Annotated in this window: 26 protein-coding genes and 1 pseudogene; 14 read left to right on the forward strand and 13 right to left on the reverse strand. The window is 65.9% G+C overall.

Annotated features, from left to right (window positions below; all coding sequences use genetic code 11):
* Positions 1–48: 48 nt before the first annotated feature.
* The 4 genes from yidC to rpmH form a co-directional block, all read right to left on the reverse strand.
* Positions 49–1,731 carry a membrane protein insertase YidC gene (gene yidC, locus OOT46_RS11225; RefSeq protein WP_265403687.1) on the reverse strand — a complete coding sequence of 561 codons (1,683 nt, stop codon included), beginning with the start codon at positions 1,729–1,731 and terminating at the stop codon, positions 49–51.
* Positions 1,728–2,027, reverse strand: a complete 300-nt coding sequence (yidD, locus tag OOT46_RS11230) for a membrane protein insertion efficiency factor YidD (RefSeq protein ID WP_265403688.1) — start codon at positions 2,025–2,027, stop codon at positions 1,728–1,730. Before yidD ends, yidC begins: the two co-directional genes overlap by 4 nt.
* A gap of 35 nt (positions 2,028–2,062) precedes the next feature.
* A complete protein-coding gene (locus tag OOT46_RS11235) occupies positions 2,063–2,602 on the reverse strand; it encodes a ribonuclease P protein component (RefSeq protein WP_265403689.1) in 540 nt (179 codons plus the stop codon).
* 72 nt (positions 2,603–2,674) lie between these two features.
* Positions 2,675–2,809 (reverse strand): 50S ribosomal protein L34, encoded by a 135-nt coding sequence (rpmH, locus tag OOT46_RS11240; protein WP_047197195.1) that lies wholly within the window; start codon positions 2,807–2,809, stop codon positions 2,675–2,677.
* A 424-nt stretch (positions 2,810–3,233) separates the two neighbouring features.
* Here rpmH and dnaA point away from each other — a divergent pair, with 424 nt between their 5' ends.
* The 3 genes from dnaA to gyrB all read left to right on the forward strand — a co-directional run bounded on the left by dnaA (position 3,234) and on the right by gyrB (position 9,054).
* Positions 3,234–4,682, forward strand: coding sequence for a chromosomal replication initiator protein DnaA (dnaA, locus tag OOT46_RS11245; RefSeq protein WP_265403690.1), 1,449 nt, complete (start codon positions 3,234–3,236; stop codon positions 4,680–4,682).
* Between the two features lie 607 nt (positions 4,683–5,289).
* Positions 5,290–6,396, forward strand: coding sequence for a DNA polymerase III subunit beta (dnaN, locus tag OOT46_RS11250; protein ID WP_265403691.1), 1,107 nt, complete (start codon positions 5,290–5,292; stop codon positions 6,394–6,396).
* A gap of 129 nt (positions 6,397–6,525) precedes the next feature.
* On the forward strand, positions 6,526–9,054 hold the full coding sequence (gene gyrB, locus OOT46_RS11255; protein ID WP_265403692.1) for a DNA topoisomerase (ATP-hydrolyzing) subunit B: 2,529 nt from the start codon (positions 6,526–6,528) through the stop codon (positions 9,052–9,054).
* A 93-nt stretch (positions 9,055–9,147) separates the two neighbouring features.
* Here the strand turns inward: gyrB and OOT46_RS11260 are convergent, their stop codons facing one another.
* Positions 9,148–9,519 (reverse strand): hypothetical protein, encoded by a 372-nt coding sequence (locus tag OOT46_RS11260; RefSeq protein WP_265403693.1) that lies wholly within the window; start codon positions 9,517–9,519, stop codon positions 9,148–9,150.
* 12 nt (positions 9,520–9,531) lie between these two features.
* Positions 9,532–10,275 (reverse strand): hypothetical protein, encoded by a 744-nt coding sequence (locus OOT46_RS11265; protein WP_265403694.1) that lies wholly within the window; start codon positions 10,273–10,275, stop codon positions 9,532–9,534.
* A 475-nt stretch (positions 10,276–10,750) separates the two neighbouring features.
* Here OOT46_RS11265 and OOT46_RS11270 point away from each other — a divergent pair, with 475 nt between their 5' ends.
* Both OOT46_RS11270 and OOT46_RS11275 read left to right on the forward strand, forming a co-directional pair.
* On the forward strand, positions 10,751–11,083 hold the full coding sequence (locus tag OOT46_RS11270) for a helix-turn-helix domain-containing protein (protein WP_265403695.1): 333 nt from the start codon (positions 10,751–10,753) through the stop codon (positions 11,081–11,083).
* 11 nt (positions 11,084–11,094) lie between these two features.
* Positions 11,095–12,369, forward strand: coding sequence for a type II toxin-antitoxin system HipA family toxin (locus OOT46_RS11275; RefSeq protein ID WP_265403696.1), 1,275 nt, complete (start codon positions 11,095–11,097; stop codon positions 12,367–12,369).
* A 39-nt stretch (positions 12,370–12,408) separates the two neighbouring features.
* Here the strand turns inward: OOT46_RS11275 and OOT46_RS11280 are convergent, their stop codons facing one another.
* Entirely contained in the window at positions 12,409–14,055 is a 1,647-nt protein-coding gene (locus OOT46_RS11280) for a PQQ-binding-like beta-propeller repeat protein (RefSeq protein ID WP_265403697.1), read from the reverse strand.
* Positions 14,056–14,350: 295 nt separating this feature from the next.
* Between OOT46_RS11280 and OOT46_RS11285 the strand changes: the two genes are divergently transcribed.
* Entirely contained in the window at positions 14,351–15,109 is a 759-nt protein-coding gene (locus OOT46_RS11285; RefSeq protein WP_265403698.1) for a hypothetical protein, read from the forward strand.
* A 101-nt stretch (positions 15,110–15,210) separates the two neighbouring features.
* Here the strand turns inward: OOT46_RS11285 and OOT46_RS11290 are convergent.
* From OOT46_RS11290 to OOT46_RS11310, 5 genes and pseudogenes are all read right to left on the reverse strand, one after another.
* Positions 15,211–15,312: pseudogene (locus OOT46_RS11290) on the reverse strand (PEP-CTERM sorting domain-containing protein); the annotation flags it as partial.
* 34 nt (positions 15,313–15,346) lie between these two features.
* A complete protein-coding gene (locus OOT46_RS11295) occupies positions 15,347–15,514 on the reverse strand; it encodes a hypothetical protein (protein ID WP_265403699.1) in 168 nt (55 codons plus the stop codon).
* 109 nt (positions 15,515–15,623) lie between these two features.
* The gene (locus OOT46_RS11300; protein ID WP_265403700.1) at positions 15,624–15,869 is read right to left on the reverse strand and encodes a helix-turn-helix domain-containing protein; all 246 of its coding nucleotides are present in this window, start codon (positions 15,867–15,869) and stop codon (positions 15,624–15,626) included.
* 95 nt (positions 15,870–15,964) lie between these two features.
* Positions 15,965–16,213 (reverse strand): helix-turn-helix domain-containing protein, encoded by a 249-nt coding sequence (locus OOT46_RS11305; RefSeq protein ID WP_265403701.1) that lies wholly within the window; start codon positions 16,211–16,213, stop codon positions 15,965–15,967.
* A gap of 121 nt (positions 16,214–16,334) precedes the next feature.
* Positions 16,335–17,849, reverse strand: coding sequence for a protein adenylyltransferase SelO (locus tag OOT46_RS11310; protein ID WP_265403702.1), 1,515 nt, complete (start codon positions 17,847–17,849; stop codon positions 16,335–16,337).
* Between the two features lie 427 nt (positions 17,850–18,276).
* Here OOT46_RS11310 and OOT46_RS11315 point away from each other — a divergent pair, with 427 nt between their 5' ends.
* From OOT46_RS11315 to OOT46_RS11350, 8 genes are all read left to right on the forward strand, one after another.
* The gene (locus tag OOT46_RS11315; protein ID WP_265403703.1) at positions 18,277–18,645 is read left to right on the forward strand and encodes a hypothetical protein; all 369 of its coding nucleotides are present in this window, start codon (positions 18,277–18,279) and stop codon (positions 18,643–18,645) included.
* Between the two features lie 435 nt (positions 18,646–19,080).
* Entirely contained in the window at positions 19,081–20,022 is a 942-nt protein-coding gene (locus OOT46_RS11320) for a hypothetical protein (RefSeq protein WP_265403704.1), read from the forward strand.
* Between the two features lie 165 nt (positions 20,023–20,187).
* Positions 20,188–21,447 (forward strand): M23 family metallopeptidase, encoded by a 1,260-nt coding sequence (locus OOT46_RS11325; RefSeq protein WP_265403705.1) that lies wholly within the window; start codon positions 20,188–20,190, stop codon positions 21,445–21,447.
* Between the two features lie 255 nt (positions 21,448–21,702).
* Positions 21,703–22,752 carry a hypothetical protein gene (locus tag OOT46_RS11330; protein ID WP_265403706.1) on the forward strand — a complete coding sequence of 350 codons (1,050 nt, stop codon included), beginning with the start codon at positions 21,703–21,705 and terminating at the stop codon, positions 22,750–22,752.
* Between the two features lie 54 nt (positions 22,753–22,806).
* Positions 22,807–23,589, forward strand: a complete 783-nt coding sequence (locus tag OOT46_RS11335; protein ID WP_322114251.1) for a 3-hydroxybutyrate dehydrogenase — start codon at positions 22,807–22,809, stop codon at positions 23,587–23,589.
* Between the two features lie 61 nt (positions 23,590–23,650).
* Positions 23,651–24,313, forward strand: coding sequence for a CoA transferase subunit A (locus tag OOT46_RS11340; RefSeq protein WP_265403707.1), 663 nt, complete (start codon positions 23,651–23,653; stop codon positions 24,311–24,313).
* Entirely contained in the window at positions 24,306–24,956 is a 651-nt protein-coding gene (locus OOT46_RS11345) for a 3-oxoacid CoA-transferase subunit B (protein WP_265403708.1), read from the forward strand. Before OOT46_RS11340 ends, OOT46_RS11345 begins: the two co-directional genes overlap by 8 nt.
* Positions 24,957–25,032: 76 nt before the next feature.
* Positions 25,033–25,617 carry a hypothetical protein gene (locus tag OOT46_RS11350; RefSeq protein ID WP_265403709.1) on the forward strand — a complete coding sequence of 195 codons (585 nt, stop codon included), beginning with the start codon at positions 25,033–25,035 and terminating at the stop codon, positions 25,615–25,617.
* Between the two features lie 45 nt (positions 25,618–25,662).
* Here OOT46_RS11350 and OOT46_RS11355 read toward each other — a convergent pair whose 3' ends face one another.
* On the reverse strand, positions 25,663–26,589 hold the full coding sequence (locus OOT46_RS11355; protein WP_265403710.1) for a LysR family transcriptional regulator: 927 nt from the start codon (positions 26,587–26,589) through the stop codon (positions 25,663–25,665).
* Positions 26,590–26,710 lie beyond the last annotated feature (121 nt).

The following is a 26,710-nucleotide window of genomic DNA, read 5'->3' on the forward strand; positions in this document are numbered from 1 at the left end:
GCCCCGGGCCTTGCGGCCGCGGGGCGTCGCGCGCTCAGGGGCGGCCGCTTACTTCAGCACGCCCAGGCGCTTGTTGATGAACCACTGCTGCGCGATCGACAGCAGGTTGTTCGTCAGCCAGTACAGCACCAGACCGGCCGGGAAGAAGAAGAACATCACCGAGAAGACCAGCGGCATGATCCACATCATGCGGGCCTGCACCGGGTCCGGCGGGGTCGGGTTGAGCCAGGTCTGCAGCAAGGTCGAGGCCGTCATCAGCAGCGGCAGCACGAAAAACGGATCCTTCACCGACAGGTCGGTGATCCACAGCACCCAGGGCGCACCGCGCATCTCCACCGAGGACAGCAGCACCCAGTACAGTGCGATGAACACCGGGATCTGGACCATGATGGGGAAACAGCCGCCCATCGGGTTGACCTTCTCCTCGCGGTAGATGCGCATCATCTCCTGCTGCATCTGCTGCGGCTTGTCCTTGTAGCGCTCGCGCAGCTCCTGCACCCGCGGGGCCACCACCTTCATCTTCGCCATCGACTGGTAGGCCTTGGCGTTGAGCCAGTAGAAGGCGATCTTCAGCAGCACCACCAGCGCAACGATGGCCCAGCCCCAGTTGCCGATCAGCGTGTGCAGCTTGTCGAGCAGCCAGAACAGCGGCTTGGACAGGATGGTGAACCAGCCGTAGTCCTTCACCAGCTCGAGGCCCGGCGCCAGTTGCTCCAGCTTCTTTTCTTCCTGCGGGCCGGCGAACAGGGTGGTTTCCACCGTCTGCGTGGCCTTGGGCGCCAGGGTCGGCAGCGACTGCACCATCGCGACGCGGTAGAGGCTGTCCGTCTTGTTCACGCGGAACTCGCGCTGGGCCGGCTGGACGTTCAGCCAAGCCGATGCGAAGTAATGTTCCACCATGGCTACCCAGCCGTTGTCCGCCGCCGGCGGCAGCTCGGCCTTGTTGGCGTCGATGTCCGCGAAGTCGATCTTCTGGAACTTCGTCGCGTCGGTGTAGACCGCCGGGCCGGTGAAGGTCGATGCGGGGCTGGTGAAGCTCGAGAAGAAACCGCCGCTGCTGACGTTGGCGGGCATCGTGCGCGCCAGCTGCAGGTAGAGCTGCGGTTCACGCGGCTGGTCGCCGGTGTTCAACACCTCGTGCTTGACGCCGATGGCGTAATTGCCGCGTTTGAACACGTAGGTCTTGCGGTACTGCAGGCCGTTGACGACCGGCGACTCCAGCACCACCGCCAGCTCGTCCTTGCCTTCGGCCAGGCTGCGCTCGCCCGGCAGGGCCGTCATCACGGTGGTGTGGTTGGGGAAGGGACCGCCGCCGTCCTGCCGGTTGATCAGACCGCTCTGCGCCAGGTAGGTGCGCTGGGCCGAGCTGTCGAGCAGCGTGACCGTCTGCTTGGCATCGGCCTGGTCCTCGTAGCGCAGCAGCTCCAGCCTGGTGACGCTGCCGCCCTGGGTATCGATCACGGCACGGAAGACGTCGGTCGTGATCGTCAGCTTCTCGGCGGCGACGGCCGGTGCCTGGGCCGCGATGGCGCCTCCGCCCGCGGCCGTACCCGCAGCGGCCGGCAGCGAAGCCGACCCCGCCGCGTCGGGCGGCGGTGCCGAAGCCGTGACCGCGGGCGGCGCCGGCGTGAACATCGACGGCCTGCCGTTGTGCTTGTTCCAGGCGTCCCAGAGCAGGACGAGGGACATCGTGAACACCACCCAGAGGATGGTGCGGCGCATATCGGTCATGGAGACGACTCGCTGTTAGAGGTGGTCGTGCCGCCGGCGCTCGCGGCCGGTGTCACGAAACGGGAAAACAGACGGGGCGCGTCGGCGGGCACCGGGTCGGCCCCGCCCTCGCACCAGGGGTGGCAGCGGCCCAGCCGCCGCAGCGTCAGGTAGCTGCCGGCCGCCGCCCCGTGCCGCTCCAGCGCTTCGAGCGCATAGGCCGAACAGGTCGGATGAAAACGGCAGTTCGCGCCCAGCCAGGGGCTGAGCAGCAGGCGGTAGCCTTGTACCAGGAGGATGAGTGCTCGCTTGATCATCGCCAGGCCGTCAGATGAGGGTGCACGCTGCCGGCTCAAGGTGCCGGTGCAAGGGCTTTCGAGCTCAACGAGCGGGCGGCACGCGGCCCGGCCTGCTTCAGCAGGCCGTCGAGCTCGGCGCGCGCGGCGTCTCTCAGGGCATCGGACGCGGCACTGGGGAATTGCTTGCGATCGAAAGCAGCACGCAGCCGCACCACCCATACCCCGGAAGGCATGGTGGGCAGGACACGTTCGAAGGCAGCGAACACCTGGCGCTTCAGCAGGGACCGCGTGACCGAGCGGCGCGCCCAGCGTTTGGGAAGCACCGTGCCGACCAGGGCCAGGTGCGACCGGCGCAGCGCTCCGGAGCCTGTCACCGGGGAGACATCCACAGCCTGAAGCAGCTCAGGGGCAGGCCCTGTTGACAACTTCTCGGGAACCGGCTGCGGCGCCGCCCTTTCGGCCGGGTCCGCAGGGGGCACGAAGTGCACCACGAAGTGCGCGCTGCGCGCCACGACAGCCGGCGAGCCGGCGCCCAGCGCCCGCTCGAAGTCGGCTTTCTGCTTGAGCCGCCGCATCGAGGCGGGGCCCGTCACAGCCTCATCCCGCCGCGGCCGGAGCTGTCCTTGCGGCAGTTCCAAGGGGAACCGCGGCCCGGCTCAGCGACCTCAGACGGCCAGACGCTTGCGGCCCTTGGCACGACGGGCGTTGATGACCTTGCGGCCACCGCGCGTCTTCATGCGGACCAGGAAACCGTGGGTACGGGCGCGGCGGACCTTGGAGGGTTGGTAGGTGCGTTTCATGTTCGATTCCTCAAGCGCCCGACCGCACCCGCGATGTGGATGGTTAGGGCGTCAAACCACGCCCTCACGGGGCGTCAAAGCGAGGCCCGCACAGCGCGGGCCAAGGGGCTTTCTCCGACCTCCGGCGGCTCCTGCGACGCCTGGGCGCACGCAAGCCCCTCTCAGGACGGCCCGACGAAACGGGCGCGGGCCCCGGCTGTCCGTAACGCACGAGCCGTGAGGCCCAACGCTCGGACAACAAAAAGCCGGAATTCGGGAAACCCTCGATTACAGCAAAATCTTCCTTTGTGGTCAACGACTTAGCCGGCAAGACAGAGGGTTGTGCAGGGCTTCACGCAGTGCACAGCCTTGTGGATAACTGGCGTAAAACTCGCCGCGGGAGGGTAGAATCGCGCCGCTCCAGAAAGAGTTTTCCACAAAATACATGAGCTCCGACCTTTGGCAGCGCTGCTGCGAGCGACTCGCGGCGGAGATGCCAGAACAGCAATTCAACACCTGGATCCGCCCCCTCCCGCCTGGCGTCGTTTCCGACGCCGAGGCCGGCCAGGTGGTGTCCGTGCGCGTCCCCAACCGTTTCAAGCTCGACTGGATCCGCAACCAGTACGCCCCCCGCATCGAGATGCTGCTGGCCGACCTGGCCGGCCAGCCCGTCAAGCTCGAGCTGTCGCTCGCGCCGCGCGACGGTCAGCCCGCGCCGCGTCCGGTCGCGGCGGCCGCCGAGGTCGCGATGGCGGCGGCGCCCTCCGCAGCGCTCGCCCTACACGCCTACAACGGCACCCCGGCCGCGGCCGTCGTCGCACCGGTTCCCGCGCCGTCCTCGCCGCAGGTGTCGCATGCCGTGTCGGCCGCCTCGCGCAGCCGGCTCAACACCAGCCTCACCTTCGACACCCTGGTGCCGGGCCGCGCCAACCAGATGGCCCGCACGGCCGCACTGCATGTGGCCGGCGCCCCGGGCCAGATGTACAACCCGCTGTTCATCTACGGCGGGGTCGGCCTGGGCAAGACCCACTTGATGAACGCGGTCGGCAACGCCCTGCTGGCCGACAACCCCAACGCGCGCATCCTCTACCTGCACGCCGAACAGTTCATCACCGACGTCGTCAAGAACTACCAGCGCAAGACCTTCGACGAGCTGAAGGCGAAGTACCACCAGCTCGACCTGCTGCTGATCGACGACGTGCAGTTTTTTGCCGGCAAGGAGCGCACGCAGGAGGAGTTTTTCAACGCCTTCGAAGCGCTGCTGGCCAAGCGGGCCCACATCATCATGACCAGCGACACCTATCCCAAGGGCCTCGCCGACATCGATGAACGCCTGACCTCACGCTTCGACTCCGGCCTCACGGTGGCGATCGAGCCGCCCGAACTGGAGATGCGCGTCGCCATCCTGATGAAAAAAGCCGAGGCCGAGGCGGCGGTCATGCCCGAGGACGTGGCGTTTTTCGTCGCCAAGAACGTGCGCGCCAACGTGCGCGAGCTCGAAGGCGCGCTGCGCAAGATCCTGGCCTACTCGCGCTTCTCGCACAAGGAAATCAACATCCAGCTGGCACGCGAGGCGCTGAAAGACCTGCTGTCGATCCAGAACCGGCAGATCTCGGTGGAGAACATCCAGAAGACGGTGGCCGATTTCTACAAGATCAAGGTCGCTGACATGTACTCGAAAAAGCGGCCCGCCAGCATCGCCCGGCCGCGCCAGATCGCGATGTACCTGGCCAAGGAGCTGACGCAGAAGAGCCTGCCGGAGATCGGCGAGCTGTTCGGCGGCCGCGACCACACCACGGTGCTGCACGCCGTGCGCAAGATCGGCGGCGAACGCACCAAAAACACCGAACTCAACCAGCAGCTGCATGTGCTGGAGCAGACGCTGAAGGGCTGAACGGCATGCACAGCGGCCTCTCAAGCATCACGGGCTGCCGCCCGTCAAGGGACAAAGCTGGGGACAAGTTTCGAACAAGTGCCCGGTTATCCACAGGGCAAGGCCCGTTTTCGAACTTGTTGTCGGTTGGCGCTTCGACAAAACGGGGTCGGCTGCACATGCTTGTCACGACGCTAGAGGCTTGATCTCACTGGATAAAACCGCGTTTTCCACAGATGGGCGGCCCCTTCTACTACGACGACCAATCTGAAAGGTTCATACGATTGTGTAGAGAGAGCAGGCGAAAAAAACGGGACCCGCTTCGCGCGCCCCGTTCCTCGTTCGCGGGGTTCACCTCGGAAAGGTGTAGAACGGGGGTTTCGGCGCTCTCAAGCATCAAGTCGCTCCAGGGGTCAAGGGACAAAGCTGGGGACAACTTTGGAACAAGAGTCGACATATCCACAGGCGCGGACCGTTTCCGGAAGTTGTTGTCTGACAGCACCATTGCTTCCCGCGATCGGCTGCACATGGTTGTCATGCAGCTAGAACCTTGAGTTCACAAGACAAAATAGCGTTGTCCACAAAAACCCGGCCACACCTACTACGGCTACCAATCTAAGAGGTTCATATGATTGTGTTGAAAGCACCCCAGGAAAAAGTGCTCGGCGCGCTGCAAGCCGTCTCCGGCATCGTGGAGCGTCGCCACACGCTGCCCATCCTGGCCAACGTGCTGATCCGCAAGACTGGCCCCCAGGTGGAGTTCACCACCAGCGACCTCGAGATCCAGGTCCGTACCACCGCCGAGTTCGACGGTGACGCCGACAGCTTCAACACCTCGGTCGGCGCGCGCAAGCTGATCGACATCCTGAAGTCGCTGCCGACCGACCAGACCGTCTCGCTGACCGCCAACCAGAACAAGCTGACCCTGCAGGGCGGCAAGAGCCGCTTCACCTTGCAGACCCTGCCTGCGGAGGACTTCCCGCTGGTGCAGGAGGCGGCCGACTTCGGCCCCAGCTTCGGCGTGCCCCAGAAGACCTTGAAGAGCCTGATCGGCCAGGTGCACTTCGCGATGGCGGTGCACGACATCCGCTACTACCTGAACGGCATCCTGTTCGTGGCCGAAGGCAAGCAGCTGACCCTGGTCGCGACCGACGGCCACCGCCTGGCGCTGGCCAGCGCGACGCTGGAAGTGGAAATGCCGCGCCAGGAAGTCATCCTGCCGCGCAAGACCGTGCTGGAGCTGCAGCGCCTGCTGAAGGACGAAGACACGCCGATCGAGATGCGCTTTGCCGGCAACCAGGCCAAGTTCAGCTTCAGCGGCATGGAGTTCGTCACCAAGCTGGTTGAAGGCAAGTTCCCCGACTACAACCGCGTGATCCCGAAGAACCACAAGAACAACGTCATCCTGGGGCGTGCGCCGCTGCTGGCCAGCCTGCAGCGCGCCGCCATCCTGACCAGCGAGAAGTTCAAGGGCGTGCGCCTGAACATCGAGCCCGGCACCTTGCGCATCGCGTCGAGCAACGCCGAGCAGGAGGAGGCCAAGGAGGAACTCGAAATCGACTACGGCGGCGACACCATCGAGATCGGCTTCAACGTGACCTACCTCGTCGACGCCCTGGCCAACATGAGCCAGGAGATGGTGCAAATCGAACTGCAGGACGCCAACAGCTCCGCGCTGCTGACCATTCCCGAGCAGACCGGCTTCAAGTACGTAGTGATGCCGATGCGGATCTGAAAACCAGGTGGCGGCTCAGCGGAGTGAGCCGCCACCGACCCGGCGGGCCGCCCGGCCCGCCGTGGCGTCTTGTGCAAGGCATGGACGCGGCGACCCCGCCCCAGGCCGACGGATAGAATCGAGCCCCTCATGAGCGATCAAGCCAACGACCAACCCCTGCAACCGGCAGCCCCTGCCCTGGCCGACACCGGCTATGGCGAGAGCAGCATCCAGATCCTCGAGGGCCTGGAGGCGGTGCGCAAGCGGCCGGGCATGTACATCGGCGACACCTCCGACGGCACCGGCCTGCACCACCTGGTTTTCGAGGTGGTCGACAACTCCATCGACGAGGCGCTCGCGGGGCATTGCGACGACATCGTCGTCACCATCCACACCGACAACTCCATCAGCGTGGTGGACAACGGCCGCGGCATCCCGACCGGGGTGAAGATGGACGACAAGCACGAGCCCAAGCGCAGTGCCGCCGAGATCGCGCTCACCGAGCTGCACGCCGGCGGCAAGTTCAACCAGAACAGCTACAAGGTCTCGGGCGGCCTGCACGGCGTGGGCGTCAGCTGCGTCAACGCGCTGAGCAAGTGGCTGCGCCTGACGGTGCGCCGCGACGGCAAGGTGCATTACCTGGAGTTCCGCAAGGGCGTGCCGCAGGATCGCCTGCTGGAGCAGCGTGACGGCGTCGAGATCAGCCCGATGAAGATCACCGGCGAGACCGAAAAGCGCGGCACCGAGGTGCACTTCCTGCCGGACGACGAGATCTTCACCAACATCGACTTCCACTACGACGTGCTGGCCAAGCGCCTGCGCGAACTGAGCTTCCTGAACAACGGCGTCAAGATCCGCCTCATCGACGAGCGCAACGCCAAGGAAGACAACTTCGCCTTCGCCGGCGGCGTGAAGGGCTTTGTCGACTTCATCAACCAGGGCAAGAAGATCCTGCACCCCAATGTCTTCCATGCCCAGGGCGACAAGATGAGCGAGCAGAACACCAATGTCGGTGTCGAGGTCGCGATGCAGTGGAACGACGGCTACAGCGAAAACGTCCTCTGCTTCACCAACAACATCCCGCAGCGTGACGGCGGTACCCACCTGACCGGGCTGCGCGCGGCGATGACCCGGGTCATCAACAAGTACATCGAAGACAACGAGCTGGCCAAGAAGGCCAAGGTCGAGGTCAGCGGCGACGACATGCGCGAAGGCCTGGCCTGCGTGGTCAGCGTCAAGGTGCCCGAGCCCAAGTTCAGCAGCCAGACCAAGGACAAGCTGGTCTCCAGCGAAGTCCGCGCGCCGGTCGAGGACATCGTCAGCCGCCTGCTGACCGACTGGCTGCTCGAGAACCCGACCGACGCCAAGATCATCTGCGGCAAGATCGTCGAAGCCGCCCGGGCCCGCGAAGCCGCGCGCAAGGCGCGCGAGATGACGCGCCGCAAGGGTGTGCTGGACGGCCTGGGCCTGCCCGGCAAGCTGGCCGACTGCCAGGAGAAAGACCCGGCCCTGTGCGAGATCTACATCGTCGAGGGTGACTCTGCCGGCGGCTCCGCCAAGCAGGGCCGCGACCGCAAGTTCCAGGCGATCCTGCCGCTGCGCGGCAAGATCCTGAACGTCGAGAAGGCGCGGTATGAGAAGCTGCTGAGCAGCAACGAAATCCTCACGCTGATCACGGCGCTGGGCACCGGCATCGGCAAGACCGGCGCCGGCAACGGCAGCGACGACTTCAACCCGGACAAGCTGCGCTACCACCGCATCATCATCATGACCGATGCGGACGTCGACGGCGCCCACATCCGCACCTTGCTGCTGACCTTCTTCTACCGCCAGATGCCCGAGCTGGTCGAGCGCGGCCATATCTACATCGCCCAGCCGCCGCTCTACAAGGTCAAGCAGGGCAAGCACGAGCAGTACCTGAAGGACGCACACGAGCTCGACGGCTTCATGCTCAAGGTGGCCTTGGCCGATGCGGCCCTGCACACGGGTATCGGCGACACCGTGCTCAAGGGCGAAGCCTTCGAGGAACTGGCGCGCCGTTATGTGCTGGCCGAGAACGTCATCGACCGCCTGGGCAACTGGATGGACGCCGAGGCCCTGCGCGTGCTGGCCAGCGGCACCGAGATCAACCTCGACACGCTGGAGCAGGCCGAAGCCTCTGCCTTGGCGCTCAAGGGAGCCCTGCACGGCGCCGAGGTCGCGGCCGAGTTCGATGCGCGCATGGACAAGCACATCCTGCGCATCAGCCGGAAGCACCACGGCAACATCAAGAGCAGCGTGATCAACGCCGACTTTGTTCACGGTGCCGACTACGAGGTGCTGAGCTCCGCCGGCAAGACCTTCAAGAACCTGCTGGGCGAAGACGCGGTGATCAAGAAGGGCGAAGGCGACAAGCAGAAGGAGCAGAAGGTCCGCGACTTCCGTGAAGCGATGCAATGGCTGATGAGCCAGGCCGAAAACAGCGTCGGCCGCCAGCGCTACAAGGGCCTGGGCGAGATGAACCCCGAGCAGCTGTGGGAGACCACGATGGACCCCAACGTGCGGCGTCTGCTGCGCGTGCAGATCGAGGATGCGATCGAGGCCGATCGGGTGTTCACGATGCTGATGGGGGATGAGGTGGAGCCGCGGCGGGTGTTTATTGAGAGCAATGCGTTGAGGGCGGCGAATATTGATGTGTGAGCTGGTCGGGTTGCGAGGAAACGGAAGTGTCTGGATTTCCTGAAATTGCAGGACAGCTTTTTCAGGGATGGTCGGACTTTCTTCGCTCCCTGATCAGCGCGTGATCAGGGATAACACCGTCCGCCAGCGGGACTCCACCAACTTGTCTGCCGGTTTCCACTGGAGCACCTGTCGTTGCAGCCACCGGGGCGGATGGGACAGATATTGACTAACGGCTTCGATGACCGCCGCGTCGTTCCAGCCTTCCATCTCAGTCACTGCCAGCGCGCCGAGATTGGAACCAAAAACCGGTGCTACCTCGTCGCGCAGAATCGATTCGATGTCGTCGAGCGTGAATCCTGACTCGAGCAACCGATCTGCAATGGACCGGATGTCGTAGTCCTGAAGCTCCTTGCCGACGAACAGATCGGACAAGGCGATCCACACTGGAGCTCGCCGCGTCAGTTCCTCTGGAGTGAGTGCCATCGGGCTGTTGCCTTAGCGGCTCGTGGGGGACGGATACAGCGTGCCGAAGGTCAGATCGGCCCCCGTGGCGAACAGCAGGCCGCCGATCAGCACCGCGACGCCAACGCAAACAGGCGCCGTCGCCGCGCAGACACCCGTGGCGACCGCACCTGCGCCAACGGCTGCCCCGCCGGCCACGCCGGCACCTGCAATGACACTCTGGCGCGCGATTTCGCGCGGCTTGTCTTCCGCTTCGTAGATCTCGTAGATCGCGACGGCCAGTGATACCAGAACCAGACGCTGCCCTATCTTCCCGATGAACTTGGCCTTGGCGATGACGCTCGGATTCGGTCGACCGGCCGCATTGACGATTTCGGTGTAGACGCGGGCCTGTTGCGCTTCGCCCAACTCGGCAAATGCTTTCTTGAACAGATCCTTGGCGTATTTGTCGGCGAGCTCGCCCAGCGTCTTGCCGCTGAGCTTGAGCTTCTTGGCATAGGCGCGGCCCACCGGGCTGCTGCGCAAGCGGGACAGCTCCATGATCTCGTTGCGCATTTCCTGCGCCAGTTCGGCGCCGGCCTTAGCGGTCATCTTGCCGGCCTGGACTGCTTGGGCGATCTCTTTCGAAGCAGCGACCGAATCGGTCACGTATTGCGCGCGGACACGGGCATCCGTAATGCAGACGTTGGCGAAATTGGCAGCTGTAGCGTGCAGCTCGGCAAGCGCCCGTTGAAGAAGCTGTTGATCGTTGGCTTGGGTGTCGGGAGAAGATGGCATCACTATGCTCTTTGGAGTGTCAGTTCTCTGCCTACTACGGAAGCCCGTAGATTTTCCATTGAAGCCGCATGAAATCGAATGAGAGTTTGAAGAAAGCAACGAAGCCCCATAAGCGAGCCCTGTCCAGCGAGTTCAGTCACCTCTCATTGTGCGAGGAGATTGGAATGCCCGGACTTCTCTCGAAATAACTGGACTGTTTTTTCAGAGATAGGCAGTCAGACTTTCTTCGACTCCGTTCCGGCGGCCGTGGTGGCCGGGCCTCCCCGCTTGGCGGTTGTTCACGCTCGTGCTCGTCTCCGGGCTATTTCGCCCTGGAGGTCCAGCGCGAGCAATTGCGACCCTCATTCCAGGCCGACTAGGGTGATGTGCCGTATATGGCACATTAAGGCAAGCAGCGAGCCAGATTTGGCTCATTCAATTGACGTTGAAGAGAGGTGAGCCTAATATGGCCCACTACCTCCTTACGGGGCCAAACATGACTCGCGAGTCCACCGAACAACTTCCACTGGAGGTCCTCCAGACCGTGCAAGAACTGGGGCGCCGCATACGCACGGCGCGTGTTCGCCGGCGCATGACCACCGACGACCTGGCGGATGCCTGCGGCATCGGCCGGCGCACGCTCTACCGCATCGAGAACGGTGAGCCGGGCGTCGCGCTGGGCACCTACTTGGCGGTGCTGTGGAAACTGGGCCTGCTCGATTCCGCGAAAAAGGTGGCCGACCCCGATGCGGATGAGCACGGAAAGATTCTCGAGGCGGCCAGCCGGCCGCAGCGCGTGCGCCCGCGGGCCCCTGACAACGACTTCTGAGGGAGGCGGCCGTGGCCGACAAAGAGCAGTCCTGCTATGTCTACATCCAGCTGCCCGGCACCTTCGAGTGGGTGCCTTGCGCCTCGCTGCGCGTGCGTGAAATCGGCGCCGGCGCTTTCCGCGGCACGTTCACCTATGGCAAGCGCTATCTCGAGCGACCCAACGTCATCGAACTCGACCCTTACGGCCTGAAGCTGACGACCCAGCCGATCGACTTCACCAAGCTCAAGGGCATCCCTGGCGCTCTACGCGACGCCAGCCCGGATGCCTGGGGGCGCCGCATCATTCAGGCCCGGCTGGAGCGCCCCGAGTCCGACATCTCGGAGATGGAGTACCTGATCAAGGGCCCTGACGATGGCGCCGGCAATCTGCGCTTCGGCCTCTCTGTCACGCCGCCTGGGCCCGCGAGGCCGTTCAACCAAACTCACCAGCTCGAGGCGCTCACCGAGGCAGCGGACCAGTTGGAGGAGACCGGCAAGCTCCCACACGAGGTTCTGGAGCACCTGGAGCCTGGTACCAGCATGGGTGGCGCGCGGCCAAAGGTCACCGTCGAGGACGGGCACCGCATCTACCTGGCCAAGCTGCCCGAGAAGCGTGACCAGCACAACATGCAACGCATCGAGTACGCCACCCTCGAGCTCGCCCGCGCCGCGGGGCTCAACGTCTGCGGCACCCGCCTGGAGCGTGTCGGCAAGGCCGAGGCGCTCCTGCTGCTGCGCTTCGACCGCGAGTGGAATCCGGACGCCAAAGCCTACGCGCGGCACGGCCTGGTCTCGGGCCTGACCGTACTCGATGCGGAGGACGGCTACAGCGGCCGCGAGCGCTGGTCCTACCTGCTGCTGGCCGACGAGCTGCGTCGCTGGTCTGCCAAGCACGCCGCCGACCGCCTCGAGCTGTACCGCCGGATGGTCTTCAACGCGATGGTGACGAACAACGACGACCACCCACGCAATCACGCGCTGCTGCGCACCACCGCCGGCTGGCGTCTCTCGCCGGCCTACGACATCGTTCCTGTGCCGCTGCTTTCGCAAGAGCGTCGCGACCTGGCGCTGAACGTGGGGCGCTTCGGGCGGGCGGCCAGTCTCTACAACCTGCTGTCCGAGTGCGGCGCCTTCGGCCTGACGGTCGACGAGGCGCAGGCCGTCATCGACGGCATGCTTGAAGTTGTCAAGGGCTGGCGCGAGCACTTCGCCAAGCACGACGTCCAGCCTCGCTCCATCGAGATGCTGGAGCAGGCCATCCTGCCGAGTTGCTTTTTCCGTACCGAGCCCATTGCGGCGGTCTGACCACCAGGACGCGGCCGCAGTGGCCGCGTCCTCGACAAATCACCGCCCGGGCCGCACGCGGTAAATGCCGCTGTCCCGATCCGCACTGAAATAGACCGTGCCGTCGGCGCCGACTGCCACACCAGTCGGGATGTAGGGCGCCGGCATCCCCGGCCCCGCCTCGAAGCCGATCGGCAGGTCCTCGGCGACCGTGTGCTTCGCGCCGGTGGCCGGGTCGATCTCGGTCAAACGCCGGGCGGCCGCTTCGGCAACGACGACCGTTCCCCACGGCGTCGGCGCGACGCCCTCGGGCAAGGCGAGGCCGCTGGCCACCACCGTCTTACTGCCGTCGCCCGGCATGACGCGCCACAGCTTGCCCGCGGCCTCCGTCACATACACCGCGCCGTCGCGTGCCAGCGCGAGCTGGACCGGCCCCTCCAGGCCCGTTGCAATCACCTTGCGCTGCTCGAACCCGGGCCCACTGGCCTGCGTCAGCGTGCCGGTCCCGAGTTCCGCATACACCAGGCTGCCATCGGGCAGCCACACGACGTCGGACGGTGCCTTCAGGCCGTGGATCATCGCCCGCGTCTTGAGGGTGGCGCGGTCGATGATCTGCAAGGTGCCGGTGAACCACGAGGTCAACGCGAACCCATGCGGTGACACGCCGAGCGAGAACGGGTACTCCATGTCGGACGCATGCATGCGGAAGATGTCGCGCACCGCACCGCTCTTGACATCGATCTGCCGAAACGCGAACAAGTCGGCCAGGTAGAGCGTGTCGCCGTCGATCTCGAGCCCACCGGGCACCGCGACCTTACCGCTGGTCAGCGTGCGCACCCGGCCCGTGGCGGGGTCATAGGCCTGCACCGAGTTGTCGGCCATGTTCGAGACATAGACGGTGCCGTCGGGGGCGATGGCGAGGTTGTCGATCGATGTGTTCAAGGGCTGCACCACCGTCTTGCGCCCGCTGGCCAGCTCCACCTTCGACAGCTCGCCGGTCTGGGTGTCGACCACCCACAGGTGGCCCTGGCCGTCGAGGTTGGCCGCTGCCGGGATCTTGAACTCGTGGTTGATGGTCGTGACCTTGCCATTGCTGGGATCGACCTTGACCACCTGGCCCTTGAACCACAAAGGCCCGTAGATCAGGCCGTCGGGGCCCACCTCGAAGCCGTTCAGACCACCCAGGTCCTTCGCGATCAGGCGCGGCGGCTTTTGCCCGGCAACATCGATTTCCCACAGTGCATCGCCGAGGAACACCTGGGTCGCATACAGCTTCCCGTTACGGCGGTCGAAGGCCAGTGAATTCAAGCCGGGCAGTCCGGAAGCGAGCACGCGCACCGGCGTTTCGTCGCGCTCCCGGTAGTGCAGCGCGCCCTGCAGATAGGCCGTCCAGGCCAGCTCTCCGCCGGGGCCGACGGCGATGTCGTCGGCCTGGCCCTGCGGTGCGCCGATGAACACCTTGGTGGCGCCGCTCGCGCGGTCGACTTCCCAGATCGCGTTGCCGACCACAGAGCCCGCCAACAGGCGCCCCTGGCCATCCACGGCCAAGCCGTGCACGCCCTTGAAGGCCGATGCCGGGACGACGGCCTCCGGCGGCGACCAGCGGTCGGGCCGCGTCGGTGGTGCCACGCTGCAGGCAGCGAGGCCCAAGGCCACGCCCAGTGAAGTCAATAAATTCAGGGGTCGCCGTACGCTGTTGCGGATCATGGTGTCTCCTCTTGAGTTGTCGTGGGGCGAGCGCCTCAATCTATGCCTCACAACCGCGCTTACTGTCACGAACGTGACAAGCCGGCAGCTTTGTCGAAGGCAGCAGGGAACGCCCAGAACCGAGGCAGACCAGGAGGTGCGGGTGGCTGCCCGCAGCATTCGGAGCACTGCTTGCCGGCCTTCCTCAATCCAGTCACGTCGCATTACACTTTGAGCCGATCCGCGCAAGGCGCTACTGGGGCGACCTGAATTACGCAAAGACGCGCGGTGTCAGTGATTGCACGAGGGGTGGGGTATGCCGTTCATTGGTCTGGGCGTGCACATGCTGGTGGCTTTGTTTTTTGCCGTGCATGCGGTGAGGACAGGTCGCCAGATGTACTGGCTGTTCATCCTGTTCTCGTTCCCCCTGCTCGGGAGCATCGTTTACTTCCTGGTCGAATACCTGCCCGCGTCACGCGTCGAGCGCGGTGTGCGCAACGTGACCGCGCTGGCGGTCAGGACGCTCGACCCGACACGCGAGCTGCGCGAAGCCCGGCAAGCGTTCGAGCTGTCGCCGACCGCGCAGAACCACATGCGCTTGGCCGAGGCCTTGCTCGACGCCGGTGCGACGGCCGAAGCGGTGCAGCAGTTCGACCTCTGCCTGCAAGGACCGTTTGCCAAGGATCCGGAAATCCGCTTCGCGGCGGCGCGTGCACGCCTGGCGAACGGTGAGCCGGTGGTCGCGGCCCAGATGTTGAGCGGGATACGCCTCGAACATCCGGAGTTCAGGGTGGAGGCCCTGACGCTGCAGCTGGCACAAGCGCTGGCGCGGAGTGGGCAAGCGGACGCGGCGCGCACGGAGTTCGCGGCCGCCGTCAACCGCTTCGGCAGCGTAGACGCGCGTGCGGAATACGCGATCTGGGCCGCCTCGGTCGGTGACCTTCAGACCGCCCGCACCTTGCGCCAGGAACTGGAGCAGGCCTGGAAGCACTGGCCCCGCCATGCCCGCTCGCTGCACCGTCCGCTGTTGCGGCGGGTGGACGACGCTTTGGCAGCAGCGGCGCCGAAGGCCTGAATCGGCCGCTCAAACCGGCTGTTCGCCGGCAGCCTGCGCGCGGGCCAGCGAGCCAGGCTGGGTTCGTGCAGGGCTCGTCGGGTGACGCCGACGCGTCAAGTTCAGGTGAGCGAAGACGCCAGGGCGCCCTCCCGGCCTCTGCGGCGGGCAACCACGCCGAGGGCTGCAAGACCCGTCGCCAGCAAGGCATAGGTCTGGGGCTCCGGAACCGGTGCGGCACTCGTGGTTGCAGTCCTCTTACCAGGACATTCCGAAGGGCGGCTCGATCCGGCCGCCGACCCTCTCGATCAATGCCCGGCAGGTCTGGCAGACATAGGAGCGGGAACCCGACTTCGTGTCGTAGTGCGCGCCGACCACCGCCCGGCTCCAGCGCAGGCCGCGCGCGCCCCGCTCGATGAGGTACATCGCGATGTTCTCTTCGGCGTGCGGCTTTTGTCCCTTCAGGCCGAGTCCGGTTCCCGGTTCCGCTGGGCCAGCGGGAATCGGAGGTTCGGCGGAAGTTGCCTTTGTCGCTCTACTGGCCGGAATGACGACCCGTTGTGATCTTTTGCATCGCTGTCGCGATCAGTTGATCCGACCCCATCTCTAAGGCGTCGGCGAGCGCAAAAATGGTGAGCAAGCTGGGCACCGCTTCGCCGCGTTCGATGCGGCTGACCTGGTTCAGGTGCAGGCCTGCGCGCAGCGCAAGATCCCCTTGCGTGAGACCGCGCTGTCTGCGTTCAACACGGACGGTATCGCCGAAGGCCTGAGTGCAGTTCATGGGCGAAGGCAGACCAGAAAATGTTGGTCGAACAGTGCTATCGGTGATGGGCTGGCCTCACGCTGCCTGCCGAATGATCCGCAGGGCCTACATCACTAGAACTTCGAAGTCCGCCGTCCGGCCGTGATTTTCTCCATCACCCTCGTGACGAGGGCATCCGGTCGCACCTCCAGGGCATCTGCAATCGCAAAGACCGTGACCAAGGAAGGGACCGATGTGGCGCGCTCCAGGCGGCTGATCTGGTTGAAGTGCAAGCCGGATCGCAAGGCGAGATCGTTTTGGGTCAGCCCGCGCTGTAGACGCAGCTCGCGCACGACGACGCCGAAGGCCTCGGGACAGTCCATGAATTGCCACCCCCAAAAAACCGCTGGCAATTCTGTTGGTCCGCGACATGCCCTTCTAAGCATGCATGGTTAGGGAGAGGACGGCATGCCGGACTGCCCGGCCCATGAGATCTCCAGCGGATCAGGTTCCGCAGAAGGTCTTGTAGCAGCTCGTCAGTGCCTGAGGTGCCGGCTCGGCATACCGGGCGTGCTCCGGCGTTTCCCGATACGGATCTGCGATGGCCTTCAGCATGGCGTTGAACAGCGTAAGGTCGTCGCTGCCGGAGGCCGCCGCCAGCGCCTCCTCGACCAGGTGGTTGCGCGGAATCAGCCACGGGTTGACGCGCCGCATGCGCACCGCGCGGCGGCTGCCGCCCGCCGCCGCGTCCTGGTCCTCGCGTTCGCAACGGGCTCGCCAGCGCTGCAGCCATGCATCGAGTCCTGCAGTGTCGGCGAACAGGCCGCGCAGCGGTGCCTCGTTGCCCTCGGCCGCGTCGGCGAGCCGCCGCCAACCCAGCGTGAAATCGATCTCCTGCCCGGACAGCAGGGTCAGCCAATCGTCGGCCAGCGCCAGGTCGTGATCGTCATCGTCCGGGCTGGATTGCTGGAGGCCGAGCTTGTCACGCTGGCGCTTCAGGAAAGCCGCCTGGTACAGCGCCGGGAAGTCGTCGATCACCTCGGTGGCCTGCGCCACGGCCCGGGCCACGGCCGGCTCGGACTCGTCCTCCGCGATCAGCGGCAGCAGCGTCTCGGCGAAGCGCGCCAGGTTCCAGCGTGCGATGAGCGGCTGGTTCCCGAAGGCGTAGCGACCCCTGGTGTCGATCGAGCTGAACACGGTCTGCGGGTCGTAGGCCTCGAGGAAGGCGCAGGGCCCATAGTCGATGGTCTCCCCGGAGAGTGACATGTTGTCGGTGTTCATCACGCCATGGATGAAGCCGACGCTCATCCACTGCGCAATGAGGCTGGCTTGCCGCTGCGCCACCTGGCGCAGCAGTCCGAGGTAGCGGTCGGGCATGCCGGCCAGTTCGGCGTCATGACGCGCGATGGTGTAGTCCGCCAGCGTCCGCAGCCGCTCGATGTCGCCGCGTGCCGAAAAGAACTCGAAGGTGCCGACGCGCAGATGGCTGGATGCGACCCGCGTCAGCACAGCGCCGGGCAGCGAGTCCTCCCGATAGACCACTTCGCCGGTCGCCGCAGCGGCCAGGGCACGCGTCGTGGGTATGCCGAGCGCAAACATCGCCTCGCCGATCAACACCTCCCGCAGCATCGGCCCGATCGCCGCCTTGCCGTCGCCACCACGCGAGAACGGCGTGCGCCCGGAGCCCTTCAGCGCAATGTCCCGGCGCCGGCCGTGCCGGTCGATCACCTCCCCCAGCAGCAGCGCACGGCCGTCGCCCAGCTGAGGAGAAAAGCCGCCGAACTGGTGTCCGGCATAGGCCTGCGCCAGAGGCTCCGCGCCCTCCGGGACGGCATTGCCGGCGAAGATGGCGGCCCCCTCCGGGCTGTCGAGCGCGGCCGCATCGAGCCCCAGTTCGACCGCCAATTCACGGTTCAGGAACAGCAGCCGAGGGGCCGGCACGGCCGCTGGCTGGCAGCGGGCGTAGAAGCCCGGCAGCTCGCGTGCGTAGGTGTTGTCGAAAGGGATGCCGATGGACACGGAACTCCCTCCAGGCTGTGCCACGGGGTCCGGTGGGTTCATGCTGAGTTCCTGTCGTCGTCGAAAGGCCCGCGAGCAGGCCGTGCCCTGGGCTCGTATGCATTATCTCTGGGCAACTTGAATGCCGGGGCGGCCGGAGCTGCCGGGCGAGAAGCGAGGGGCAGCAACTCCCCGATGCTGAAGAAGTACCAACTACCCTCTTCTGTAGCTCGTACGAGGTACCCCCGGCCAATCGCCGGCTTGCTCCTTGGCGGCGCAAGGTCGTCGGTTGACAGTGCTCCGGCGCAGCGGTCCCAGCACGCCGCTTGCATGCTCGATACGGCCACCCGCTCACGCAAGGTCGACTTGATCGCCACGGCGGGAACAGGCTTGCGTCCCACCTTCCACCCACGCCCGTCCTGCACCGGGATATTCAAGGAGCCTCAGCATGATCCGTCCAACTCTCCTCCAACTTTCCTTGTCCGTCACCATCGCCGCGCTGACCACCACGGTCGCCGCTCAGTCGGGCCAGAGCACGGGTACCAGCATGGAAAGCGGCCCGGCGCCCGGCACCAACGTCCGCATGAATACGCAGGGCAGCGCGGGCACCACCACCACCGGCAGCGGCAGATCGACCGGCGGTGCCGCCTCCGGTCCGACCGGTACGCAGGACTCGGCCACCCCGGCGGGCTCCGGCTCGCAGGGCGCAGCTGCCGCGGGCAACGCGAAGAAGAAGCGCCCTTCCGGCAGCGGTACCGGGACGACGGGAGGCAGCTCGGGCAGCGCTACGAACACCAACACCAGCGACCGTCAGTGAGCTGCGGCCTGCGGGTCGAAGGAGCAGTTCGAAAAACTCGTATCACAGCTTCAGGACCGGCGGGCCGGGTCACCGGTCGGCTCGCCAGGTGAGCTGCCGCCTCAGCCGCCCGAGAGGGCGCTGACGTCGATACATGCCATTACCGGGAGCACGGTGCAGCCCGCATGCTCGCCGCCATCACGCACAAGAACCAGGAGGCGACTCTTCTTGCTGCCGGCGCGGCACGAAGAGCGAGACACCATGACCCTCGTTCCCAAACCATCGCTACGGTTGCCTTTGTTCGCCTTGAGTTTCGGGGCGGCGGCAGCGCTCGCCTGGCATGTGCTGACCCAGGAGACGGCGACGCCCGCGCCTGTGGCACCGCCGCAAGGATCGACGCCCGCGGCCCCTGGATCAGCCGTCGTGCCCTTCCCGGCCGCCGCGGGACCCCGAGGGATGGTGGGGGCGGAACCGGTCACACCTGCCGGCCAGGTGGCCTACGACCGCGCCCTGCAAAGTTACCGGCGCCTCGCCGGAAAGTGGCAGGACAAGGCCGGAACGGACAGCGTGGCCCTGGACGAACTGCAGGACAGCCTGGCCCGCGACCCGGCCCTGAAGACAGCGCTGATGCAGCGCCTGAGGGCCGGCGCGGACCCGATTGAAAAACGCTTGATCAAGACGCTGCTGTCCGGCCTGCCCGCTCCCGAGCAGCTCGCCTTCTCGCAACAGCTGCTCGCCAGCGCCGACGCCACGCAGCGGCGCGACGGTTTCGAGCTGGTGCTGCAGCTGCCCGCCTCGCAGCAGCGGGACCAGCAGCTGGCGCAGGCACTGGGGCGCGAGCAGGACCGCGGGGTCCTGCTGAGCGCCATGGCCACGCTGACGAAACCCGAGGACGGTCCCGCCACCGAGGCGCACGCGCTGGTTCAGCAACTCCAGGTCCTGGCCGGGCACCCTGACACGGCAGTGCGCAGCGCGGGCCTGCAGGCCTTGTCGGTGTGGGACCCGAGCGTGCAGACCGACGCCACGCTGCGCCTGGCCTTGTGGGACCCCAGTGAAGACATCCGGATCGCCGCTGCCGACAGCATCGCGGGCAACACGCGACGCGCCGAAGCGATGAAGGCCGACCTGACGGCCGTCGCCGGCAACACGAGCGAGAGTCCGGTCGCCCGCCAGGCTGCCTTGCTTGCGCTGCAGGGCATCCCGCTCGACGAGATGGAAGCCAGCGCCTTCACCCAGGTGATGCTCGAACTGCAGGCGCAAGAACCTCGGGACAGCGACTCGCTTTCGGAAGGCGACACAAGCTGGGACAGCGACTCCCCCTCGGACGACGACGAATCCGCCTCGGAGGGCGACTCGCCCTCCGAAGGCGAACCGCCCTCGGGCAGCGACGCGCCCTGAGTACCCGGCACGACGTCGCGGCACACCGTCCTGCCGCTGGCTCTGTCGTGCCATGAAGTTCACATCAGAAGTTTTCAGTTCTCAACTTTGAGATCCGCAGTATCCGTCGGGCGTTGGTTGTCCCCGGTGGCTCAACTCTCACATACAACAGTACGGAGGCCACGCATGCACCTTTCCCTGCCTGATACAAACCTCAGGAGACGGCTCGGCCTGCTCGCCGCGCTGTCCCTCCCGCTGACGCTGCTCTACAGCGCACCGGCAGCGGCCGGGACCTGCACCCAGCGCACCGAGCGCCATACCGACCCCAACACCGGCCAGACCTGGCAAAAGGCCTTTCATTGCACCAATGCCGCCGGTGCGACGATGTATGCCGGCCCGAACGACAGCACGCCGGTGGCAACGATGAAGACGACCCAGAGCTGGTTCGTCTGCTGGCGTCGTGGCGAGCGGCATGCGGGCAACAACAATGTCTGGTACTACTCCCAGGGCGATACCTCGCGCTCGGGGTGGGCCGCGCGCAAGTCCTGGGGTTACATGCCGGCCGTCAAACTCACGACCAGCGTCGATCCGGCCCCGGGCATGCCGGAGTGCCGCCCCGACCTGTGGCAAGCGGAAAAGAAGGTCTCCGACCCGAACACCGGCAAGAGCTGGTCCACCGTCTGGTACGGCCGCAACGACGCCGGCGTCAAGCTCTACCGCGATGCCGACACCAAGATCACGACCGGCTACCTCGACAGCACGACCAGCTGGTTCGTCTGCTACAAGCGCGGCGCGACCCATGCGGGCGGCAACAATGTCTGGTACTACACGCAAGGCGATCGCGCGACCTCCCAGTACAAATCGCGCCGCGGCTGGGGCTACATGCCCGCGACCAACCTCCATGCCCGCAAGGACCCCTACGACAGCATCCCGGCGTGCCCGTCGAGCACCAGCAAGCCACCGTCCCCCCCGCCGCCGAAGGGCGACTACGTGCTGCCGCTGCCGCTCGCAGCCTTCGAGCGCACCATCGGCTCGCTCAAGCAGCACCACTGGAGCAACAACTACTGGGCCATCGACCTGATGGTGCCGACCGGCACACCGGTCTATTCAGTCAGCGCCGGTGTCGTCAGCAACTACTCGAAAGGCAGCTGCGGCAACGGGATGAACATCAAGGGCGACGACGGCCTGTCCTATCTCTACTGTCATGGCAGCCGGTATGTGGGCGTGGGGCCGGGAGAGCGCGTTCGCCCCGGGCAATTGATCCTCTACTCCGGCAACACCGGGCAGTCCGGCGCGCCGCACCTGCACCTCGAAATCAAGAAGTGGGCCGGCAGCTGGAGTACGTCGAAGGCCTATTGCTCGCAGCGCTTCCTGCGCGCGATCCACCGGGGCCAGCCGCAGAGCCCGACCAAGTTCCCCGCCAAGGGGAACTGCAAGGCGCCCTGAGCTGCGCCCGCTGCAGCGGCGATCCGCAATGAATCCAGAGGTTCAATAGCGCTCACCGCCGCGACAGCCGGCTGACCCCCATGGCTGCAGGCAGGACACGACCCGGCATTGGACCAAGGTCGCATGTTCTGCTGCTGCCTGGGGTGCCACGATGACAAATCGGCGTTGCCGTGGCGACCGTCGCGGCAACCGTTCCCTTTTCGTCTATCGCGCGAGGTCTACGACATGGCTCGACCATCCTGGTGCCTTTTGGCCTTGTCCACGCTGCTGGTCCTCCAGGCCCACGCGCAGCAGTTTGTCCATCCGGCCCGCGGACAGACACCGGCGCAGCAGAAGAGCGACGAAGCCGCATGCCAAAGCTGGGCCATCCAACAGAGCGGCTTCGATCCCGCCCGGCAGCCTCCAGCCGCTGCAGCCGCCGCGTCGCCGACGACGCCCACGCAAACCACTCCCGGTGCCGGTGCTCGTGGCGCCATGAGAGGAGCCGTGGTCGGCGAGATCGTGGCTGACGACGCGGGCGCCGGCGCGGCAGCCGGCGCTGTCGCGGCGCGCGGACAGAGCAGGCGACAGAACGCCGCCGCACAGCAGGCCTCCGCTCAGCAGCAAGCCGCGCTGCAACAGCAGCAGCTTTCATTTGCAAGAGCTCGTGCCGCCTGCCTCGAAGGCGGGGCTACACCGTCAAGTGACACCGGCCCTGAGGTTCTTTGCTTGCTGGAGCCCACCGGTGCATTGCAGCGTGTCGGTCCGGGCCGAAGGGCTGCCTTGCGGGCCTCTGGGTCTCGGGTGATCAACCTTTCCCCTTGCGCTGATGTGTCGCCCCTCCTCAGCGCCTATCGTAAGAGGGCTTCCAACCCTCGGACCTTCGTTGCTGGAGTGATAGACATGAAATATCCACGTCTTGTCGCATCGTTGCTTGCCAGCGCCTTTGTGTGGCTCGTCCCGTGTGCTGACGCACAGACCTCGACGCAAGCGGGCAAGACGCGTGAACACGTGACGATGGAGCGCGACGATTTCCTGAAGACCCATGAATTCGATCCGGTCAACAACACCTGGTCGCTCAAGGACGATGTCGAGCCGCCCGTGGGTGTGAAGACCCGCGAGGAGATGAAGGCGGAACGCGATGCCTTCCTGAGCACACACCGCTGGGACGAGCGATCCCAGAGCTGGAAGCCCCTCGACGGCGCACCCAAGGACATGGACAAGCTCTCGCGCGAACAGGTCCGCGAAGACACCAGGAAGTTCGTGCGCACCCATGAGTACAACCGCGAGACCCAGACTTGGGTCGAGAAGCAGCCGAAGAAATAGCCACCACCGCCACCGCTGTCGTATGCATCGCTGAACTGTCCTGGAGAAGCAATCATGCTGAAAGACCTATCCGCCATCGTGACCGGGTCGACCAGCGGCATTGGGCTGGGCATTGCAGAGGCCCTGGCCCAGGCCGGCGCGAAGGTGATGCTGAACGGTTTCGGCGAGGCGAGCCAGATCGAGCAGCTGCGCGCGAGGATCGAGGCTGAAGCGGGTGTCCGCATCGCCTACTCGGCGGCCGACATGGCGCAAGCCGAGCAGGTCCGCCGCATGGTGAGCGAGGCCGAGCAGCAGTTCGGCACGGTCGACATCCTGGTGAACAACGCCGGCATCCAGTTCATTGCGCCGGTGGACGAGTTCCCGGACGAGAAGTGGTCGCAGATCCTGGCGATCAACCTGACATCCAACTTCCTTGCGATCAAGGCGGCACTGCCGGGCATGAAGCGGCGCAACCGAGGCCGCATCGTCAACATCGCTTCGGCCCACGGCCTGATCGCGTCACCCTTCAAATCGGCCTATGTCGCCGCGAAGCACGGCACGATCGGCTTGACGAAGACCGTCGCGCTCGAAGTCGCCGAGACCGCCATCACCTGCAACGCCGTCTGCCCAGGCTATGTGCACACGCCGCTGCTCGAAGGCCAGATCAAGGAGCAGGCGCGTGCGCACCGCATGTCGGAGCAGCAGGTCGTCAAGGACGTGATCCTCGCCTCGCAGCCGAACAAGCGTTTCATCCAGCCGCAGGAGCTCGCCGCCCTGGTGCTGTTCCTGTGCTCGGACAGTGCCGCCTCCATCACCGGGGCGGCCCTGCCGATGGATGGAGGCTGGACCGCGCGCTGACGTTCGGCAGGGCAGGCCTGCGTCGTCGAGCGCACACGCTCATCACCCTTGGAGGGCAGCTGTGGGAAAGACCGTCAAGGCAGCCGATCTCATCGAGACCGTGGCGAACGGCTCGACGCTGATGATCGGCGGCTTCATGGGCGTCGGTTCGCCGCGCCGCCTGATCGATGAGCTGGTCCGGCAAGGCAAGAAGGACTTGAGCGTCATCGCCAACGACACGGCGCGTCCGGGCGTCGGGATCGGCAAACTCATCTCGGCGCGTCTGGTTCGTCGACTCGTCGTCAGCCACATTGGTACGAACCCGGAGACACAGCGGCAGATGCTCGACGGGCTGGTCGAGGTGGAGCTGTCCCCCCAAGGCACCCTCGCCGAACGGATCAGGGCCGGTGGTTATGGACTGGGGGGCGTGCTCACGCCGACGGGAGTCGGCACCATCGTGGCGCAGGGCAAGCGCACGATCGACATCGAAGGCCGGGTCTTCCTGCTCGAGCTTCCGCTGCGCGCCCAGTACGCCTTGGTGTGCGCGAGAAGGGCCGACCACATCGGCAACCTCGCCTACGCAATGACTGCCCGCAACCTCAACCCCTTGATGGCGATGGCCGCGGACAGGGTCGTCGCAGAACCGCAGGAGATCGTCCCGGTCGGGGTGATCGCGCCGGATGACGTCATGACCCCTGCCGTGCTCGTGGACCATCTCGTCGGCAGGGAGGCAGACCGTGGATGAAAAAACGCTGATCGCCAGACGTGTCGCGCTCGAACTGCACGAGGGCTATCTCGTGAACCTGGGCATCGGTCTGCCGACGCTGGTGGCCGCGATGGTGGCGCGCGAGGCCAAGATCTTCTTTCAGTCCGAGAACGGCATCGTCGGCATGCAAGCCGTTGCCGAGGAGGGCCTCGAGGCTGACGACCTGACCGACGCGGGAGGCAATCCGATCAGCGCGTTGCCGGGCTCGGCGACATTCGACAGCGCCATGTCGTTCGGCCTGATCCGGGGAGGACATCTGGACGTCACCGTCCTGGGCGGCTTGCAGGTCGACAAAACGGGAAGGCTCGCCAATTGGATGGTCCCGGGCAGCATGGTCCCGGGCATGGGAGGCGCAATGGACCTCGTCACAGGCGCTCGCCGCGTGATCGTGGCCATGACGCACACCGTCAAGGGCAAGCCGAAGATCGTCGAGCAGTGCACCTTGCCGTTGACATCCGCGCGTCGGGTCGACCTCATCGTGACCGAGATGGCGGTGATGGAGCCGACCGCGAGCGGCTTGGTTCTCAAGGAGCTCGCGCCGGGGGTCGAGCTGGACGCGGTTCAAAACGTCACCGGTACGCGGCTGATCGCCTCGGAGCCCATTGCGCGCATGCCCGTCTAGAGCGCAGTGGCAGCACGGGCGTGGCGCACCTATCGTGAGTTGTCAGGCCACTGCGGCCCTTTTTGCGGGAGACCCTATGCCGTCCTTGCCATCCTTCCTTACCTCGCTTGCACTGACCGTGTTGTTCGTGGCGGCCGCACCGCTGGTCGTGGAAGCCACATCTTCCGAGACCGGTGTCAGGGCCGTTGGCATGCAGGCGAGCGTCACCGGGACCGTCGTCGCTGTCGATGCCGAGCAGCGCACCGTCACCGTGAAGGGCCCTCAAGGCCTGGATCGAAGCTACGCGGTCGATCCTTCGGTGGCGCTGGACAGTGTGAAGACGGGCGACCTCGTGCGCCTGGACTACCAGCTCGCCGTGGCGGTGGCCTTGCGCAAAGGCGGAGACGGCATCCGCGAAAAGGTGGAAGCGGAAGCCGAGGCACGCGTTGCGCAGGACGGCAAGCCGGGCCTGCAGGCCAACAGGCGGACGACGCTGGTGACCCATGTGCTGGCGGTCGATCGACAGCGGCAGACGGTGCGGCTGCAAGGGCCGCAAGGCCGCGTGGCGGACTTCACGGTGAAGGACAAGGCGGCGCTGGCAGACGTGAAGGCGGGCGACCAGGTCGTGGCCGTGGTCTACGAAGCCATCGCGGTGGGGATGAAACCGGCGACACAGCGCTGAGTCGGGCAGCTGCCCCGCGCCGGGGGACACTTGCGGTGTCTGTGCTCAGGGAGCGGAGCCGCCGGCTCCGTTCAGCCCCTCGCGCTGCATCAGCTCCACGATCCAATCGATGAACACCCGGACCCGCTGGCTGAGGTGGCGGTTGCGCGGATAGGCGGCATACAGGGGTACCGGGTCGGAGGTCCAGTCCAGCAGCAGAGGCCGCAACGCACCGGTGCGCAAATGAGGTTCAGCGAGGAATCGAAAGGCCAAAGTCACCCCCAAGCCATTGAGCGTCGCGATCAAGCAGGCATGCGTGTCGTCGAAACAGACGGAGTAGCTGCCCTGCACTTCGATGCGCTCATCACCGCGTGTGAAGTCGAAAGGCAGCGGCCGGCGCTGACGTGAGGGGAAGTAGCTCACGACCCGGTGGCCGGCCTCAAGATCGCGCGGATGTTTCGGCACCCCGTGACGCGCCAGATAGTCGGGCGCCGCGACCGCCAGCACGGCGGCTTCGCCGATGCGACGCGACGCCATCTCGGGGTGGGTGGGCTGGCCGCCTCGCACCACGCAGTCCACGCCCTCTTGCAGCGCGTCCACCGACCGGTCGCTGACACCCAGGTCGAGTTGGATGTCGGGAAAGCGTGCGTGGAAATCGGGCAGCGCCGGGATCAGCACCGCATGCGTCAGCAGGGCCGGGGCATCGACCCGCACCCGCCCACGTGGTTTGGTCTTCGACTGCAGCAGCATCGACTCCAGGTGGTCCACGTCGGACAGCACCCGGCGCGCTCGCTCGTAGTACTCGGCACCGGCCGGCGTCACCGTGACGCGGCGTGTCGTGCGCACCAGCAGCTTGACCTGCAGCGCGGCTTCGAGCTGATTGATCAGTCGCGTGACGGCCGGCGCGCCGACGCCCATGGAGTCGGCCGCTTTGGTCAGCGTGCCGGCTTCCACCACCCGCACAAAGGTTGTCATCGCGGCGAACTTGTCCATCAGCGGTCCCGAGGTGCGCCCCATTGTCGCGGCGCGACATTACTACAACTTTGCGCAAGAGTGTCCGGGCGTGCGAGGTCTGGGTGATCAGGAGGGGCGCTTCTAAGCTGGCGCTTTGATC

Origin of the sequence: Aquabacterium sp. A7-Y, assembly GCF_026153205.1 — a bacterium.
Lineage (GTDB): Bacteria > Pseudomonadota > Gammaproteobacteria > Burkholderiales > Burkholderiaceae_C > Caldimonas.

Bases quoted from the DNA above. Each gene is read 5' to 3' on its own strand.
- yidC (WP_265403687.1), bottom strand. From the start codon at position 1,731: ATGACCGATATGCGCCGCACCATCCTCTGGGTGGTGTTCACGATGTCC.
- yidD (WP_265403688.1), bottom strand. From the start codon at position 2,027: ATGATCAAGCGAGCACTCATCCTCCTGGTACAAGGCTACCGCCTGCTG.
- rpmH (WP_047197195.1), bottom strand. From the start codon at position 2,809: ATGAAACGCACCTACCAACCCTCCAAGGTCCGCCGCGCCCGTACCCAC.
- dnaA (WP_265403690.1), top strand. From the start codon at position 3,234: ATGAGCTCCGACCTTTGGCAGCGCTGCTGCGAGCGACTCGCGGCGGAG.
- dnaN (WP_265403691.1), top strand. From the start codon at position 5,290: ATGATTGTGTTGAAAGCACCCCAGGAAAAAGTGCTCGGCGCGCTGCAA.
- gyrB (WP_265403692.1), top strand. From the start codon at position 6,526: ATGAGCGATCAAGCCAACGACCAACCCCTGCAACCGGCAGCCCCTGCC.
- OOT46_RS11260 (WP_265403693.1), bottom strand. From the start codon at position 9,519: ATGGCACTCACTCCAGAGGAACTGACGCGGCGAGCTCCAGTGTGGATC.
- OOT46_RS11265 (WP_265403694.1), bottom strand. From the start codon at position 10,275: ATGCCATCTTCTCCCGACACCCAAGCCAACGATCAACAGCTTCTTCAA.
- OOT46_RS11270 (WP_265403695.1), top strand. From the start codon at position 10,751: ATGACTCGCGAGTCCACCGAACAACTTCCACTGGAGGTCCTCCAGACC.
- OOT46_RS11280 (WP_265403697.1), bottom strand. From the start codon at position 14,055: ATGATCCGCAACAGCGTACGGCGACCCCTGAATTTATTGACTTCACTG.
- OOT46_RS11285 (WP_265403698.1), top strand. From the start codon at position 14,351: ATGCCGTTCATTGGTCTGGGCGTGCACATGCTGGTGGCTTTGTTTTTT.
- OOT46_RS11295 (WP_265403699.1), bottom strand. From the start codon at position 15,514: ATGTACCTCATCGAGCGGGGCGCGCGCGGCCTGCGCTGGAGCCGGGCG.
- OOT46_RS11300 (WP_265403700.1), bottom strand. From the start codon at position 15,869: ATGAACTGCACTCAGGCCTTCGGCGATACCGTCCGTGTTGAACGCAGA.
- OOT46_RS11305 (WP_265403701.1), bottom strand. From the start codon at position 16,213: ATGGACTGTCCCGAGGCCTTCGGCGTCGTCGTGCGCGAGCTGCGTCTA.
- OOT46_RS11315 (WP_265403703.1), top strand. From the start codon at position 18,277: ATGATCCGTCCAACTCTCCTCCAACTTTCCTTGTCCGTCACCATCGCC.
- OOT46_RS11320 (WP_265403704.1), top strand. From the start codon at position 19,081: ATGGTGGGGGCGGAACCGGTCACACCTGCCGGCCAGGTGGCCTACGAC.
- OOT46_RS11325 (WP_265403705.1), top strand. From the start codon at position 20,188: ATGCACCTTTCCCTGCCTGATACAAACCTCAGGAGACGGCTCGGCCTG.
- OOT46_RS11335 (WP_322114251.1), top strand. From the start codon at position 22,807: ATGCTGAAAGACCTATCCGCCATCGTGACCGGGTCGACCAGCGGCATT.
- OOT46_RS11350 (WP_265403709.1), top strand. From the start codon at position 25,033: ATGCCGTCCTTGCCATCCTTCCTTACCTCGCTTGCACTGACCGTGTTG.
- OOT46_RS11355 (WP_265403710.1), bottom strand. From the start codon at position 26,589: ATGGACAAGTTCGCCGCGATGACAACCTTTGTGCGGGTGGTGGAAGCC.